This window comes from Lysinibacillus sp. 38-6, from assembly GCF_046245175.1.
GTDB lineage: Bacteria > Bacillota > Bacilli > Bacillales_A > Planococcaceae > Lysinibacillus.
Window position 1 is genome coordinate 3,775,112 of sequence record NZ_CP176417.1, and the last position, 15,429, is coordinate 3,790,540.

At 40.4% G+C, this 15,429-nt stretch carries 15 protein-coding genes; all 15 read left to right on the top strand.

The features are described 5' to 3' along the window. Positions 1-2 precede the first annotated feature (2 nt). The 15 genes from ACKVEV_RS19150 (at position 3) to ACKVEV_RS19220 (ending at position 15,401) form a co-directional block, all read left to right on the top strand. On the top strand, positions 3-1,643 hold the full coding sequence (locus ACKVEV_RS19150; RefSeq protein ID WP_409367798.1) for an AMP-binding protein: 1,641 nt from the start codon (positions 3-5) through the stop codon (positions 1,641-1,643). Between the two features lie 15 nt (positions 1,644-1,658). Next, a complete protein-coding gene (locus ACKVEV_RS19155; RefSeq protein ID WP_409367799.1) occupies positions 1,659-3,017 on the top strand; it encodes an acetyl/propionyl/methylcrotonyl-CoA carboxylase subunit alpha in 1,359 nt (452 codons plus the stop codon). Between the two features lie 132 nt (positions 3,018-3,149). Continuing rightward, a complete protein-coding gene (locus ACKVEV_RS19160) occupies positions 3,150-3,362 on the top strand; it encodes an acetyl-CoA carboxylase biotin carboxyl carrier protein subunit (protein WP_409367800.1) in 213 nt (70 codons plus the stop codon). 12 nt (positions 3,363-3,374) lie between these two features. Continuing rightward, the gene (locus tag ACKVEV_RS19165) at positions 3,375-4,292 is read left to right on the top strand and encodes a hydroxymethylglutaryl-CoA lyase (protein WP_409367801.1); all 918 of its coding nucleotides are present in this window, start codon (positions 3,375-3,377) and stop codon (positions 4,290-4,292) included. Next, positions 4,289-5,074: an enoyl-CoA hydratase gene (locus ACKVEV_RS19170; RefSeq protein ID WP_409367802.1), complete on the top strand. Its 786-nt coding sequence runs from the start codon at positions 4,289-4,291 to the stop codon at positions 5,072-5,074. Before ACKVEV_RS19165 ends, ACKVEV_RS19170 begins: the two co-directional genes overlap by 4 nt. Before the next feature lie 24 nt (positions 5,075-5,098). Beyond that, positions 5,099-6,637, top strand: coding sequence for an acyl-CoA carboxylase subunit beta (locus ACKVEV_RS19175; protein WP_409367803.1), 1,539 nt, complete (start codon positions 5,099-5,101; stop codon positions 6,635-6,637). 275 nt (positions 6,638-6,912) lie between these two features. Continuing rightward, positions 6,913-7,494: a VanZ family protein gene (locus ACKVEV_RS19180; RefSeq protein WP_409367804.1), complete on the top strand. Its 582-nt coding sequence runs from the start codon at positions 6,913-6,915 to the stop codon at positions 7,492-7,494. 339 nt (positions 7,495-7,833) lie between these two features. Continuing rightward, a complete protein-coding gene (locus ACKVEV_RS19185) occupies positions 7,834-8,583 on the top strand; it encodes a hypothetical protein (RefSeq protein ID WP_409367805.1) in 750 nt (249 codons plus the stop codon). Positions 8,584-8,607: 24 nt separating this feature from the next. After that, the gene (gene ybaK, locus ACKVEV_RS19190) at positions 8,608-9,102 is read left to right on the top strand and encodes a Cys-tRNA(Pro) deacylase (RefSeq protein ID WP_409367806.1); all 495 of its coding nucleotides are present in this window, start codon (positions 8,608-8,610) and stop codon (positions 9,100-9,102) included. Positions 9,103-9,188: 86 nt separating this feature from the next. Next, positions 9,189-9,821 (top strand): YczE/YyaS/YitT family protein, encoded by a 633-nt coding sequence (locus ACKVEV_RS19195; RefSeq protein WP_409367807.1) that lies wholly within the window; start codon positions 9,189-9,191, stop codon positions 9,819-9,821. Positions 9,822-10,092: 271 nt separating this feature from the next. Beyond that, the gene (locus tag ACKVEV_RS19200) at positions 10,093-11,169 is read left to right on the top strand and encodes a nucleotide kinase (RefSeq protein ID WP_409367808.1); all 1,077 of its coding nucleotides are present in this window, start codon (positions 10,093-10,095) and stop codon (positions 11,167-11,169) included. 234 nt (positions 11,170-11,403) lie between these two features. Next, a complete protein-coding gene (locus ACKVEV_RS19205; RefSeq protein ID WP_409367809.1) occupies positions 11,404-12,603 on the top strand; it encodes a glycine C-acetyltransferase in 1,200 nt (399 codons plus the stop codon). Between the two features lie 257 nt (positions 12,604-12,860). Then, positions 12,861-13,871 (top strand): methionine ABC transporter ATP-binding protein, encoded by a 1,011-nt coding sequence (locus ACKVEV_RS19210; RefSeq protein WP_409367810.1) that lies wholly within the window; start codon positions 12,861-12,863, stop codon positions 13,869-13,871. After that, the gene (locus tag ACKVEV_RS19215; RefSeq protein ID WP_409367811.1) at positions 13,864-14,532 is read left to right on the top strand and encodes a methionine ABC transporter permease; all 669 of its coding nucleotides are present in this window, start codon (positions 13,864-13,866) and stop codon (positions 14,530-14,532) included. Before ACKVEV_RS19210 ends, ACKVEV_RS19215 begins: the two co-directional genes overlap by 8 nt. Positions 14,533-14,552: 20 nt before the next feature. Then, positions 14,553-15,401: a MetQ/NlpA family ABC transporter substrate-binding protein gene (locus ACKVEV_RS19220; protein ID WP_409367812.1), complete on the top strand. Its 849-nt coding sequence runs from the start codon at positions 14,553-14,555 to the stop codon at positions 15,399-15,401. The last annotated feature ends 28 nt before the right edge of the window (positions 15,402-15,429 follow it).

Below are 15,429 nucleotides of genomic sequence, written 5' to 3' on the forward strand. Positions count from 1 at the left end.
TCATGGCACAACTTGTATATCAAACAATTGGTCAATTGCTCGATGAACAGGCTAAAAAATATCCTAAAAATGAAGCACTAGTGTATGCAGATAGAGACTTACGGTTGACTTACGAGGCACTGAATGAGCAAAGTCGTATAGTTGCGAGAGGGTTACTGGCTCTTGGTATAGAAAAGGGCGACCATATCGCCGTCTGGACAACAAATGTTCCTGAATGGGTACAGTTGCAATTTGGCTCTGGGAAAATGGGGGCTCCCATTGTGACGGTTAACACCAATTACCGTGCTCATGAGTTGGAATATTTATTAAGACAATCGGATGCTACAACCATTTTTTTAATCGAAAATTTTCGGGACCACTCTTTTATTAATACATTGCAAGAAATATGTCCTGAGCTTGAACATTGTGAACCAGGTAATTTGCAATCGAAGCGACTACCTCTGCTGAAAAATGTTATTTTAATCGGCGAAACAAAGTACCCAGGTGTCCTGAATTGGTCAGATGTTTTAGCAGCTGCTGAGCAAGTAACCGAGCAACAATTAGAGCACATACAAAATTCACTCCATTATGATGATGTCATTAATATTCAATACACATCAGGGACAACAGGCTTTCCAAAAGGGGTGATGTTAACACATTACAACTTAGTGAATAACGCGGTGAATATCGCCGAATGTATGCGCTTAACTTCCGAAGATCGCTTATGTATTCCTGTGCCATTTTTCCATTGTTTCGGCTGCGTTATCGGTACTTTGGCCATTACAACGAGCGGGGGAACAATGGTGCCGGTACAAGAATTTTCACCAGCAGAAGTGTTACGAACAGTTGAAAAAGAGAAGTGTACAGCGCTACACGGTGTCCCAACAATGTTTATTAGCGAGTTGAATTTGCCTAACTTTGCGTCATACAATCTCTCGACATTGCGTACTGGCGTCATGGCAGGCTCTAACTGTCCAATTGAAGTCATGAAAGCCGTTATCGAAAAAATGGGGATGACGGACATAACCATCTGTTATGGTCAAACCGAATCTTCGCCTGTTATTACCCAAACGAGAGTCGATGATCCATTCCATTTAAAAGTGGAAACGGTAGGCAGAGCATTACCGAACTTAGAAGTGAAAATTGTCGTTCCAGGTACAGATGAAGAAGCGGCAACAAATGAGCAAGGTGAGCTATGCACAAGAGGCTACCATGTGATGAAAGGCTACTATAACAATCCCGAGGAAACACAACTGGCAATTGATCATGATGGTTGGCTTCATACCGGTGATTTGGCAACGATGGATGAGGAAGGGTATGTAAGAGTAACAGGTCGTTTGAAGGACATGATTATTCGTGGTGGGGAAAATTTATATCCACGGGAAATTGAAGAATTTTTATATACATGCCCTAAAATTGCGGATGTGCAGGTTGCTGGTGTTCCTGATCCTAAATACGGTGAAGAAGCTGCAGCATGGATTATTTTGCGCGAAGGGGAACAGGCGACAGAAGAAGAAATTCGCGCCTACTGTCGAGATAAAATTTCAAAACATAAAATTCCAAGACATATTTTCTTTATTGAAAGTTATCCAATGACTGCTTCAGGAAAAGTGCAGAAATTTAAACTTCGTGAGGAATTTGTTGCAGGGCTTAAGGTGACATAGGGAGGGGGCAAAATCATGTTCAAGAAAGTTTTAATTGCAAATCGGGGTGAAATAGCAAGGCGTGTTATTCGTACATGCAAGCGATTAAATATTGTAACAGTTGCGATTTATTCAGAGGCAGATGCAGAAAGCTTACACGTCAAAGATGCTGACGAAGCATATTGCGTAGGTAAACCCCCTGTTGTACAAAGCTATTTAAATATTGAGCGCATTCTCGAAATTGCAAAGGAAAGCGGGGCTGACGCTGTACATCCGGGGTATGGTTTACTTTCGGAAAACGCTGATTTTGCTAAACGTTGTACGGAGGCAGGTTTAGTATTTATTGGGCCGAGTGCTGCTGTTATCGCATCCATGGGCAGTAAACTGGAAGCTCGCAAGACGATGAAAGCTGCCGGCGTACCGATTGTAGAAGGGGTAGAAGCACCTGTCAAAGATGTGGCAGAAGCAGTTGAAATCGCTTCGCGCTTAGGCTATCCCATTATGCTAAAAGCCTCTGCTGGAGGTGGTGGCATCGGTATGCAACTAGTCGAAGATGCTGAAGCGTTAGAGAAGGCCTTCGAAGGAAATCAAAAACGTGCACAGTCATTTTTTGGTGACGGCACGATGTATATGGAACGTTTCATTGCGAATCCACATCATGTTGAAGTGCAAATTATTGCAGATTACGAGGGCAATATCGTTCCGTTATTTGAAAGGGAATGTTCTATTCAAAGACGCAATCAAAAAGTTGTCGAAGAAGCGCCATCACCGTTTATCTCGGAGGAAACGCGCGCAAAAATGCTAGAGGCTTCAGTGCAAGCAGTGAAGCATATCGGTTATGTGAATGCAGGAACGATTGAGTATTTAGTAGATGCAGAGCAAAACTTTTATTTCTTAGAAATGAATACGCGCCTGCAAGTCGAGCATCCAGTAACAGAGGAAATAACGAAATTGGATCTTGTAGAACAACAATTAAGAGTGGCAGCGAAACAACCGTTAAGCTTTACACGAGACAGCATAGACAAACAAGGGCATGCCATTGAAGTACGTATTTATGCAGAAAACCCGACAACGTTTTTCCCGTCACCAGGCACTATTACAGAACTTGTATTGCCGATAGGTGAGGGCATTCGACATGAATGTGGTGTAGAAGCAGGCACAACAGTAACACCATTCTATGATCCAATGATTAGTAAATTAGTCGTTTGGGGTGAAACACGAGCAGTTGCCTGTGAACGCCTTATTCAAGCACTAAAAGAATACAAAATTGAAGGCATTCAAACGAATATACCGATGCTTTTGAAAACGGTAACCCATGAACAATTTTTAAAAGGGCATACAACGACAAAATTTGTGGAGGAATTTTATTTACCTCAATTAACAGAATCAAAATAGATATAAGCGTTCGCTTCAAGACTATGAGAAGGTGTTTTCATACTGAGGAGCTTATGCAAAGCATGTGTGACAAAAATTATGTGTGTAGATTAGAACAATACTTCTAGCACTAACAATTTGGAGGGGTTTTATATGGCAACAGTAAAAGCGAGCATGGCAGGAACAGTATGGAAAATCGTTGTGGCACAAGGCGATAAAGTGACAGCGGGGCAAGATGTAGCAATTTTAGAGTCCATGAAAATGGAGATTCCAATTGCAGCTGAAGAGGATGGCGTTGTTACAAAAATTATTGCGAACGAGGGCGACTTTATTAACGTTGATGATGATATTTTAGAAATTGAATAGGGAGGCTTTTCTATGCAATTACCAAGGCATGTTACGTTAAAGGAAGTTGGCCCCCGTGATGGTTTGCAAAATGAACAGGTTCACATCGCTACTGCAGATAAAATCCAGCTAGTCAATTTACTGAGTCAGACGGGATTGAATTATATAGAAGTAACGTCTTTCGTCCATCCGCAGTGGATTCCTCAGTTAGCAGATGCAGTGGACGTGTTGCAAGCAATTAAACGCGAAAAGGACATAACGTATGCGGCGCTGGTGCCAAACATGCGAGGACTTGAACGGGCATTGCTAGCGGGCATTGATGAGGCAAGCGTTTTTATGTCTGCCAGTGAAAGTCATAATCAAAAAAATATCAATAAAACGATTCATGATACGTATCCGGTATTGAAGGAAGTAGTTGACGGGGCAAAGGCTGCCAATAAGCACGTACGCGGTTATATTTCAACGGTCATAGGTTGTCCTTATGAGGGGTACATACACCCAGATAAAGTTTTACAAGTAACAGATGAATTATTGGCAATGGGCGTTGATGAAATATCGCTAGGAGATACAATTGGCGTTGGCGTGCCGACGCAGGTTGAGCATCTTTTAGAAGAGCTGTTAACAAGATATCCAGCTGATAAATTCGCCATGCATTTTCATGATACGCGTGGTACAGCCCTTGCCAATATTACAAAATCATTAGAAATGGGTATTACAAAATTTGATAGTGCGCTCGGAGGCCTCGGCGGTTGCCCTTATGCCAACGGTGCAACAGGCAATGTCGCAACAGAAGATTTGTTATACCTATTAGACGGAATGGGCATCGAAACAGGCGTTAACATGGAAAAATTGCTAGATGCAGTACGATTTATAGAACAGAAGCTAGGGAAGGACGTTGCATCCAAGCAAATGGCCATTGCTCGTAATGAAGGGAGCGCGAATATCACATGACACAACAACTCGTTCACTTTAATTTATTGCCAGGTAATATCGGGCTTATTACACTTGCTCGACCAGAAGCTGCAAATGCTATGTCAGTGCAATTACTAAACGACCTTAGTGCGACGCTAGATAAAATCAATGCTGATCCAGCAGTGCGTGTTGTTTTACTAACAGGTGCAGGGGAGAAAGCATTTTGTGCAGGAGCAGATTTAAAAGAGCGTAAAGGAATGTCTGATCGACAAGTAAAGCAAGTGGTGCAATTAATCGGCACAACCATTGCCAAAGTGGAAGCGTTGGCGCAACCTGTGATTGCCGTATTAAATGGTGTGGCATTTGGGGGCGGACTAGAACTTGCTTTAGCTTGCGATTTACGCATAGCGGCTACACATATCAAAGTAGGTCTTACGGAAACTTCACTAGGTATTATTCCTGGTGCGGGGGGCACGCAACGTTTACCGAGACTAATTGGCATTGGAAAGGCGAAGGAACTCATTTATACTGCACGTCGTATCGATGCCGAGGAAGCGCAACACATCGGTATTGTGGAATATGTCTATGACGGGCAGGAAGTGCAGGAAAGAGCGCAACAGCTTGCACTCGAAATGGCGAAAAATGCGCCGCTATCCTTAATTCAGGCGAAAAACGCCATTAATAATGGGATCGAAGTAGATTTAGCTACAGGCTTGAAAATTGAATCACTCGCCTATAGTGCACTTATTCCAACTGAAGATCGCTTGGAGGGCTTACAGGCTTTTCAAGAAAAGAGAGCACCACAATACTTAGGGAAGTAATGGACTGCAAAGGGGGAATTGGACATGAGTAATATATCCACAGAAAACACATCCAATGCGATGAAGGAACAAATTTTAGCGGGTGGTCTGCCAAAGTATCATGATAAAAATGCTCAACAAGGCAAGCTCTTTGTCCGAGAGCGACTTGAATTATTATTAGATGATGGGCTTCAATCTGAAGATGGACTGTACGCAAACTGTTTAGCAGGGGATTTACCAGCAGATGGTGTCATTACGGGTATCGGTAAAATCCACGGTCGTACAGTATGTGTGTTAGCCAATGATTCAACGATTAAAGCGGGGTCTTGGGGAAAACGTACAGTGGAAAAAATGATTCGTATTCAAGAAACGGCTGAGAAACTCAATTGTCCATTATTTTATTTAGTCGATTCGGCAGGGGCACGGATAACAGATCAGCTGGAGATGTTCCCAGGACGTCGTGGGGCAGGACGCATTTTCTACAACCAGGTGAAGCTCTCTGGTAAAGTACCGCAAATTTGCTTGTTGTTTGGGCCTTCTGCGGCAGGAGGTGCTTATATTCCTGCATTTTCTGATATCGTCGTAATGGTGGAAGGTAATGCATCGATGTATTTAGGGTCACCGCGTATGGCGGAAATGGTCATCGGTGAAAAAGTAGATTTAGAGACAATGGGCGGTGCGAAAATGCATTGTTCAGTATCTGGCTGTGGGGACGTGCTTGTCAAAACAGAGCAAGAAGCGATTGCCTATGCTCGTAAATACTTGAGCTATTTCCCGAATAACTATGCTGAGCGAAGCAAAGTAGAAGCGCCGAAGCCACCAGCATCTTTTGAAAAATCAATAGAAGAATTAATCCCAAAAAATCAAAACTCACCTTTTGATATGTATCAATTAATCGATCGCTTAATTGATGAAGATTCTTTCTGTGAAGTAAAAAAATTATTTGCAGCAGAATTAATAACTGGGCTTGGACGCATTAACGGACAATCGGTTGGTATTATAGCTAACCAACCGCGAGTAAAGGGCGGCGTATTGTTCCACGATTCAGCCGATAAAGCGGCGAAATTTATTTCGCTATGTGATGCCTTTAATATTCCGCTTATTTTCCTTGTTGACGTTCCAGGATTTATGATTGGTACACAAGTTGAGAAGGCGGGCATTATTCGCCATGGTGCGAAGATGATTTTTGCTATGAGTGAGGCAACAGTTCCGAAGCTAACGGTTATTGTTCGTAAAGCCTATGGTGCAGGGTTATACGCAATGGCGGGTCCAGCATTTGAGCCTGATTGCTGTATCGCCCTATCGAACGCACAAATAGCGGTGATGGGACCAGAAGCAGCTGTAAATGCAGTCTATGCCAATAAAATTGCCGAACTGCCGAAAGAAGAACAAGCAAACTTTATCGCAGAAAAACGTAAAGAGTATCAAGAGGAAATTGACATTTATCGCTTAGCATCTGAGCTGATTGTTGATGATGTCATTGAGCCAAATGATTTACGGAAAGCGCTTGAAACACGTTTGGAATTATATATGTCTAAATACTTGTTATTTTCACAACGAAAGCATGGCGTCAATCCTGTATAGGAAGATTGACTAATATGCAAGATGCACTCAGTTTAGCTGGGTGCATTTTTGTGTGTAGACGCTTTTCGATAAGAAAGACAGCTTCGAGTGATGCGTTGCGCGACATCTTTAAGACCTCGCTAGCAAGCGAGCAACAAGCGCATGGGATAAGGGGAAGACTCACCTTTGAATTACCCACTTTAAGCACGGTGCATTTTTTGATATTTTTCACCCCTTGCATGGTCACGGTCAGACATATTAAAATATGGGATGGATAAGAGGAAGTGGGTGAAAGCATGGCAAAAAATAATATATCCAGTATCCAAGGTGATGCCAAGCTACCATTACCATTTCGAGAGTGGATTGATACGTATTACATACAGCTTAAAGTAATAGGCTGGGTGTTTTTTAGTTTTTACACTTTCATCGCCTTTTACAAATTAGTGATTAATCGTTTAGTTGATGTTAGTATTACTTTGTTTAGAGGCGATAATTCATTAAGTGAAATTGGTTTGTTTGATTATAGTAGCTGGCGCATAACGACTAATTTTATTCCGTTTGAAACGATTTTACGTTATATCAACTACTCCCAATATTTTAATTTTGATTTGATTGTCGTAAACTTATTAGGCAATTTGTTAATATTTACACCGATGGGCTTTTTACTACCATTACTGTCAAAGAGGTTTCGAAAGGCATGGGTGGTTATTTTTATAGGATTTATGTCGAGTCTTGCAGTAGAGACCGTACAGTTTATTTTTACGGTTGGATCTGCAGATGTGGATGATTTAATTTTAAATACGCTAGGTGCTTGGTTTGGGTACATAGCTTATAAATGTGTGCTTCTATTGCCAACAAAACAATCGTCAGGAAGTTAAAGAGGAAACAGTCCATGCTAATGGGCTGTTTTTTAATTGTGAAATTAACACTATTTAACCGATGCGTAATGTAATAATTTTTGTTGAAAATACTTGTAAAAGTAATAAACAAATGTAAAGTGCAGAGAGAATGAATTATTACGCTAGTCATTTATACCCACTTTAATAATAAGCTTTTATTTCTTTAGGAGGTTAGTAGTCATTTTTACTTGAATTTATGAAAGAAAATTCCGATAATAAGAGTACGGAAACAGTTAGTTCGATTGAAAAATAGTAAATAAAGATTGTTCATATTGACGGTACATCTTGCATATTAAAAGAGAAAGTCGAGGTGATAATATGAAACTATTAAATGTAATGGAACAAGAAAGACAATCAGCATATTATAATCGAAAGAAAATTGTCCAGCGCAAAGAGGCTGGTGACGCTTATCGCAAAAATGCACAGTATTTCCAACCTAAAAAAAATCCCATACTACTGGAGCTCGAAAATCTCTTATTAGGACGCAAAGATCAAGATTTATATGAGCAGCATAAAGAAGATGCAAAAGACGTTACGCCGCCACAACAAGCGATGATGCAAGACTTACAGCAAACGGGAAAAAATGTAAGGGCGCATGAGCAAGCATTTAAAACAGTTGGTAGTGATTACGGTGAATCTATTTCTTCCTCACGTTTTATAGAAACAACACATGATGGGGATGAACCCTTACAAGCATTACCTCAAAATCACAATGATGTGCTAACACCAACTGTGCCAACTTCACAGGATTTCCCTGCGGCGGTAAGGGCAAATGACCACATGCCGCAACTTGAGGCGGAAATCGATAGTGCGCAGCTAGATGATGCAGCGCCATATGAGCTTGAACCGCTCTATGGTACGGAAAAAATGGCTGTCAATATACCAGAACGATTTTTAAAGGAATTGAATTTGGACCCATTTGCAGATACAATTTTCGGTAAGCGTTATGAAGAGGCATTGAAAGCACGAACTTTTCAAATGGCGTCTGCAAAATATGCAGCTCATATTCAGATGGCAAAAAGAGGCTATCGATTTGGAGAAGATTCAACATTTTCAATGTCTGCTTAAAGATGTAGATAGGGGAAGTTAATTGTGGCAAAGGCGAAGCATACGAAAACAAATGCAATTAGACTATTAGAACAGCAAAAAATGCAATTTGATATTTTAGAATACGATACAGGTGATGGCCAAGTAGATGGGGTTTCAGTAGCCGCGAAAATCGGGCATCCTGTAGCCCAAGTCTTTAAAACATTAGTCGCAAAGGCGAGTGCCCAAAAGCTATTTGTCTTTGTTATTCCAGTAGCAGAGGAACTCGATTTAAAAGCTGCGGCGAAAGTCGTTGGTGAGAAAAAGATTGAGATGCTGCCGGTCAAGGAACTGCTTGGTTATACAGGTTATATTCGTGGTGGATGCTCTCCTGTCGGCATGAAAAAATTGTATCCGACAGTTGTGGATGCTTCTGCACGGGAACAAGGAAGTATTATTGTTAGCGCAGGGAAAATTGGCATGCAGATGCACGTGCAACTAGATGATTTACTTGCAGTGACAAAGGGACAACTTGCTCCGATTACAACTATCCAAGAATGATCTTTGGGTAGTTTTTTTATTTAGCAAAATTGAAGGTTTTGCAGTATTGGTAGAGCAATATCATACATAGAGAGAAGGATTGTGGCATGCGAAAAGTGACGGGATGGCGCTGGACGTTTTTTGTAGTAGGGATGATGGTTATGTCATTAGGCATTACGATGTCGATTAAGGGGAAAATCATAGGTACAAGTCCATGGGATGTGTTACATGTAGGTTTATTTCAAAATTTCGGATTAACAATAGGAACATGGTCCATTTTAACAGGACTATCAATTGTTGTTTCAACCGCAATTATTTTACGACAGTGGCCTAAAATAGGGACATGGCTAAATATGCTACTTATCGGATCATTTATTGATGTATTTAATTGGCTATTGCCTTCAACAGATGTTTATAGCTTACAAATTACATATTTTGTAGTCGGTCTATTTGTTTTAAGCTTCGGCTGTGGCATGTATATTGCGCCAAATATGGGAACAGGCCCCCGAGACACGTTAATGATGATTCTTGTTGAAAAGTATGGTGGGACGATTAAAACAGCTCGTATGAGCATTGAAGTGCTCGTGACAATCCTTGGCTGGCTCCTTGGAGGACCAGTGGGAATTGGGACTGTCGTCATTGCCTTAACATCAGGCTACATTGTGCAATACTCCTTACCATATTGTCGAAAAGTTTTAATGAAATGTATCGGCAATATAGAAGGCATCCAACCATTTTAAATGAGTGCCAGGCACGCAAACAATTCTGAATTCAAGAAAAAAATCCACGAACACTCCTGTGGGAACAGCACGAGTTGTAAGACGCAACAAGCCGCGCGCTAGCTAGCGAGGGTTGCGGCTTACACTGTTTCCGCGGAAAGCGCAGTGGATTTTTTTCGTAATAGGAGTGCCCGTAATAGGAGTGCCAGGCACGCACACAATTTAGAACCTTTTTCATCTTTTTCTGTGATCGTTCATATAATGTCATGGCATAAAAAAAGGGGGAGCGACATTGAACGGAAATGTGACCTACTACTTTGGACACGCACTGACAGGGCAAGGGATTAAACATTTATATAAAGAAATGATGGACGAAGCGGAATTAGTATATGTTTTGCAAGGTCCATCAACTTATAAAGGATCAGAGCTTCTGAAGGAGCTTGGCTATTTTTATGTGAAGCAAGGCTTTGCTGTAGAGTGGTTTCAACACGCATTACTTGAGAATGTTATAGAAGGCGTATTTGTTCGAGGCTGTGATCGACTGTTTATATGGACTTCAGAATGGGGCATTGAACCGTCTTTGCTTGGTACGAAGCATCGTGTGCTATCCTTTTATGATTGCTTAGAAGATAATCAACTTGAAGAAATTGGTGAAAAGTTGGCTGTTGCAATAAAAGAGCGCAATTTATGGCGTGAAAAGTGTATAACAATGCTTGAAATCGCTAAAAAAATTCATGATGACTGGGAGATTGTGACGCAAAGTTGCATGGACTGGCAAGCGTTAGATGAACAGGTTACAAACTTAAAATCGGATATTTTCCAATCCATCGTCTTAAACAAAACGGGCAGACGCACACATCGATTATTAGGAACACTTACACCTCGTGGCGCGGAAAATACAGTAGAAAGCATGACAAAAAATTTAGCGACAAGATTAATGATAAAAGGTAAACCAGGCACGGGCAAATCTTCGTTAATGAAAGGTTTAGCGGACGAAGCGAATGCAAGAGGGCTAGATGCGCAGATTGTTTGGTGTGGCTTAGATGCTGGTTCAGTGGATATGGTCATTATCCCAGAATTAAATTTTTGTATTTTTGATAGTACAGAACCACATGTATTTGATCCGCAAGATGGAAGATTAGGGGATGCCATTTTTGATATGGGGCAACATTGTCAATTATCCGAGCAAGCAGAAGCCCAAATTGAGGACATCCGTGTGAAATATAAAAGCGCAATGCAAGATGCAATCGGCTATACGACGCGTTATGCAGAAGCAGAGAAAACCATCCGCCAGCTAATGGATCATTGTTTATCGACTGCCCTTTGGCGTGAAAAGACGGCGCCTTTATTTGAAAGATTAGCAAAGTAATTTATTCTAATTGGGCGCTTATGCTACACTAGGGGTAGACTAGTTAATCTTTATTCAGTTAGCTTGAGCTCTTGTGACGTCGTGGCAAATGACCCCTTATTTGAAGCGATATCCAGACGGCTACAGAATGAAGAGATTGCCTCTGGTAAATGTCTTGGATTTTGAAAAGTAGGAAACATCCATTCATTAAAATCCGAATATTGTGACGCCGAGACAAAACTAATCGTAGAAAGGATGATACTCTTGTCAAAAGTACTCAATGCATTTTTAGATGAAAACTTACAAGCCTTACGTGATCAAGGCTTATACAATGAAATTGACGCAGTAGAAGGCGCAAATGGACCCGTTATTCAAGTTCGAGGACAGCAACTTATCAATCTTTCCTCTAATAACTATCTCGGCTTAGCAACAAATGAGCAATTAAAGCAAATTGCTAAAGAAGCAACAGAAAAATATGGTGTGGGCGCAGGGGCTGTTCGTACAATAAACGGTACACTGGATCTGCACGTCAAATTAGAAGAAAAGCTTGCTGAATTTAAAGGGACAGAAGCAGCTATTTCTTATCAATCAGGTTTTAACTGTAATATGGCGGCAATTTCAGCGGTTATGGATAAAAACGATGCGATTTTATCAGACCAATTAAACCATGCGTCGATTATTGATGGGTGCCGCTTATCTCGCGCAAAAATCATTGCGTACAATCACTCGGATATGGAGGATTTACGCGCAAAGGCAAAAGAAGCGACGGAATCAGGTTTGTATAATAAAGTGATGGTCATTACAGATGGTGTATTCTCAATGGATGGCGATATCGCCAAACTGCCAGAAATCGTCGAAATTGCCAAGGAATTTGATTTAATTACGTATGTCGATGATGCACATGGATCAGGGGTTACAGGTAAAGGGAAAGGTACTGTAAAACATTTCGGTCTAGAAAAAGAAATCGACTTCCAAATCGGAACACTTTCAAAGGCAATTGGGGTAGTCGGTGGCTATGTTGCGGGTAAGAAAAATCTAATTGACTGGTTGAAAGTACGTTCTCGTCCATTTTTATTCTCAACAGCATTACCACCAGGTGATGTTGCTGCTATTACGGCAGCAGTACAAATGCTTATTGACTCAACAGAGTTGCATGATAAGCTATGGGAAAATGGCGATTACTTAAAAGCGGGATTAGCGAAATTAGGCTTCAATATTGGTGAATCAGAAACACCGATTACACCATGTATTATTGGAGATGAAAAGCTAACACAGGCGTTCTCACGTCGTTTATTTGAGGAAGGCGTTTATGCAAAATCTATCGTTTTCCCAACCGTTCCAAAAGGCACTGGCCGCGTTCGTAATATGCCGACAGCTGCTCATACAAAGGAAATGTTAGACGATGCATTAGCGATTTACGAAAAAGTAGGTCGTGAATTAGGCGTAATTCAATAATCAAGTAAAGGCACTTTTTGTTCAAATTGAACAGGAAGTGCCTTCGTTTACTTTTATATGGCGTACAGTTTTACTGCGGAAATTCGAGATATTGCTAAATATTTAACCATTTTATCGGAAATGAAATAATCAGTGATATGATAGATTGTCAAAAGAGATTGACAAATAACATAATTCAAACTATTCTATAAAGCATATCGAAATAGTAGGTTATGATTTTTCATTGAATAATTGAATAATTGAATAAGGAGAACAAAATGCTTGAATTTCGTAATGTATCAAAAGTTTATAGCTCAAAGAAAAAAGAGATTATCGGTGTTGATGATGTATCCTTAACAATTAATCGTGGTGATATTTTCGGAATTGTAGGTTATTCAGGAGCAGGTAAAAGCTCACTATTGCGTTGTATAAATTTATTAGAACGACCTACTAGCGGTGAAATATTAATTAATGGTAAGGATTTGACAAAGCTTTCACGAAATGAGCTCCGTTTAGCTCGCTTGAAAATAGGTATGATATTTCAACACTTCTATTTAATAAGCCAAAAAACAGTAGGTGAAAATATAGCCTTTGCCCTAAAGGCAGCGAGTATGCCAGCAGCTGATATTCCTGCACGAGTGGACGAATTGCTTAAAATGGTCGATTTAGCAGAAAAAAGGGATGTTTACCCTGCACAGCTTAGTGGTGGGCAAAAACAGAGAGTGGGAATTGCAAGAGCTTTAGCAAACAACCCAGCGATGCTGCTCTGTGATGAAGCTACGTCTGCACTCGATCCTAAAACAACCGTGTCGATTTTAAGATTGTTAAAGGAAATTAATAATAAGTTGGGGATTACGATTGTCCTTATCACACATGAAATGGATGTTGTAAAGGAAATTTGCAATCGCATGGCTGTTATGCAGGATGGCAAAGTCATAGAAGAAGGTGAAGTATATGATATTTTTGCTAGCCCTCAAAAAGTATTAACACAGGAATTTATTAGTAGTGTTGTATCTTTTGACATTCCTGAAACGATTTTAAAAGATGTACATGGTCAAATCGTCAAAATTTTATTTAAAGGAAATGTAGCAGGTGAAGGCGTGATTGCTGACACAATGCAACGTTTTTATGTTAAAGGGAATTTCCTGCACGGCACAATTGAATACATACAAGAACGCCCACTTGGTATTTTTTTAATGGAACTACAAGGTGAGGACAGCGAGTTGGCAAAAGCTGTTGCCTATATGACAGAACGTGGTGCAATTGTGGAGGTGGTTCATCATGTTTGATGTAACGCATTTTATAGAGATGATTCCAGATATTTCGAAAGCCTTTCAGGAAACGATTATTATGATTGGCATCTCGCTATCTGTGTCGATCGTGGTAGGCTTACCACTCGGTATTTTATTATTTGTCACGGATAAGGGGCTATTTTGGGAAAATCGCTTAATTAAAAGCGTGTTCGGCTTTGCGGTGAACTTTATTCGGTCGATTCCATACATCATTTTATTGGTCGCGTTATTCCCATTGACTAAATTACTTGTTGGACAAACTATTGGGCCGATTGCAGCGAGTGTTTCCTTGTCGGTTGCAGCCATTCCATTTTTTGCACGTTTAGTGGAAACGTCATTACGAGAAATTGATAAAGGTGTAATAGAAGCGTCCATTGCAGTAGGAGCAACGCCATGGATGATAATTAAGGATGTCTTAATTCCAGAAGCAAAATCAAGCATCATCCAAGCAGTGACAGTTACGGTCATTAGTTTAGTAGCTTTCTCTGCAATGGCAGGTGTAGTAGGTGGCGGCGGTATTGGTGATTTAGCAATCCGATTCGGCTACTATCGTTATGATAATACAATTATGATTGCTACCGTTGCGATACTCATTTTGCTCGTGCAAGCGATACAAATTGCTGGCGACTGGTTTGCAAAATCAATTGATAAAAGATAAGAAGAGGAGAGAAAGAAAAGATGAGAAAATCGTTACTAGCATTGTTGACAATCATTCTTGCTGTCGTTTTAGCAGCATGTGGTTCGAGCGACAAAGGAGCCGATTCAAAAAAGGGTTCAGATGCAGCAGGGGATAGCAAATCTATTAAACTAGGTGCAACAGCAGGTCCATATAGTGATATGCTAAAAAAAGCAATTATTCCACAGCTTGAAGAAAAAGGTTACAAAGTTGATCTAGTAGAATTCAGTGATTATGTGCAGCCAAATAAAGCTTTAGATAATGGCGATATTGATGCGAACTTATTTCAGCATACAAAGTACTTAGAAAACTTCGAAGAGCAGAACAACATGGATTTAGAAGCTTTAATTATTGTGCCAACAGCGCCAATGGGCTTTTTCTCAAACAAATATAAATCAATCGATGAAATTCCAGATGGTGCAACAGTGGCAATTGCCAACGATCCTTCGAATGCAGCACGCACATTATTATCATTGCAAGAACAAGGCTTAATCGAAATTGATCCTAAAATCGAAGAATTAAAAGCTTCAGAAAAAGATGTTGTGAAAAATGACAAAAATCTAGTTTTCCAACCGATTGAAGCTGCAGCACTTCCACGTACAGTCGAAAGTGTTGATTTAGCTGGTGTACCTGGTAACTTCGCTTTAGCAGCGGGGCTAGATTTACTAAATGCAGTATTTTTAGAAAACATGCCTGACCAATTCCGTAACGTTATTGCGGTAAAAGCGGATAACAAAGATTCACAATTATCAAAGGACCTAGTGGAAATTGTAGAATCGGCTAAATTTGAAGAAATAATTGACGCAGACTTCAAAGGCTTTGGTAAACCAGAGTGGATGAAAAATCGTTAATAATAAAGAAATAAGAAGCACTCGTCAT

Bases quoted from the DNA above. Each gene is read 5' to 3' on its own strand.
- ACKVEV_RS19170 (WP_409367802.1), top strand. From the start codon at position 4,289: ATGACACAACAACTCGTTCACTTTAATTTATTGCCAGGTAATATCGGG.
- ACKVEV_RS19205 (WP_409367809.1), top strand. From the start codon at position 11,404: ATGATACTCTTGTCAAAAGTACTCAATGCATTTTTAGATGAAAACTTA.
- ACKVEV_RS19165 (WP_409367801.1), top strand. From the start codon at position 3,375: ATGCAATTACCAAGGCATGTTACGTTAAAGGAAGTTGGCCCCCGTGAT.
- ACKVEV_RS19175 (WP_409367803.1), top strand. From the start codon at position 5,099: ATGAGTAATATATCCACAGAAAACACATCCAATGCGATGAAGGAACAA.
- ACKVEV_RS19210 (WP_409367810.1), top strand. From the start codon at position 12,861: ATGCTTGAATTTCGTAATGTATCAAAAGTTTATAGCTCAAAGAAAAAA.
- ACKVEV_RS19220 (WP_409367812.1), top strand. From the start codon at position 14,553: ATGAGAAAATCGTTACTAGCATTGTTGACAATCATTCTTGCTGTCGTT.
- ACKVEV_RS19195 (WP_409367807.1), top strand. From the start codon at position 9,189: ATGCGAAAAGTGACGGGATGGCGCTGGACGTTTTTTGTAGTAGGGATG.
- ACKVEV_RS19185 (WP_409367805.1), top strand. From the start codon at position 7,834: ATGAAACTATTAAATGTAATGGAACAAGAAAGACAATCAGCATATTAT.
- ACKVEV_RS19180 (WP_409367804.1), top strand. From the start codon at position 6,913: ATGGCAAAAAATAATATATCCAGTATCCAAGGTGATGCCAAGCTACCA.
- ACKVEV_RS19155 (WP_409367799.1), top strand. From the start codon at position 1,659: ATGTTCAAGAAAGTTTTAATTGCAAATCGGGGTGAAATAGCAAGGCGT.
- ACKVEV_RS19160 (WP_409367800.1), top strand. From the start codon at position 3,150: ATGGCAACAGTAAAAGCGAGCATGGCAGGAACAGTATGGAAAATCGTT.
- ACKVEV_RS19215 (WP_409367811.1), top strand. From the start codon at position 13,864: ATGTTTGATGTAACGCATTTTATAGAGATGATTCCAGATATTTCGAAA.
- ACKVEV_RS19150 (WP_409367798.1), top strand. From the start codon at position 3: ATGGCACAACTTGTATATCAAACAATTGGTCAATTGCTCGATGAACAG.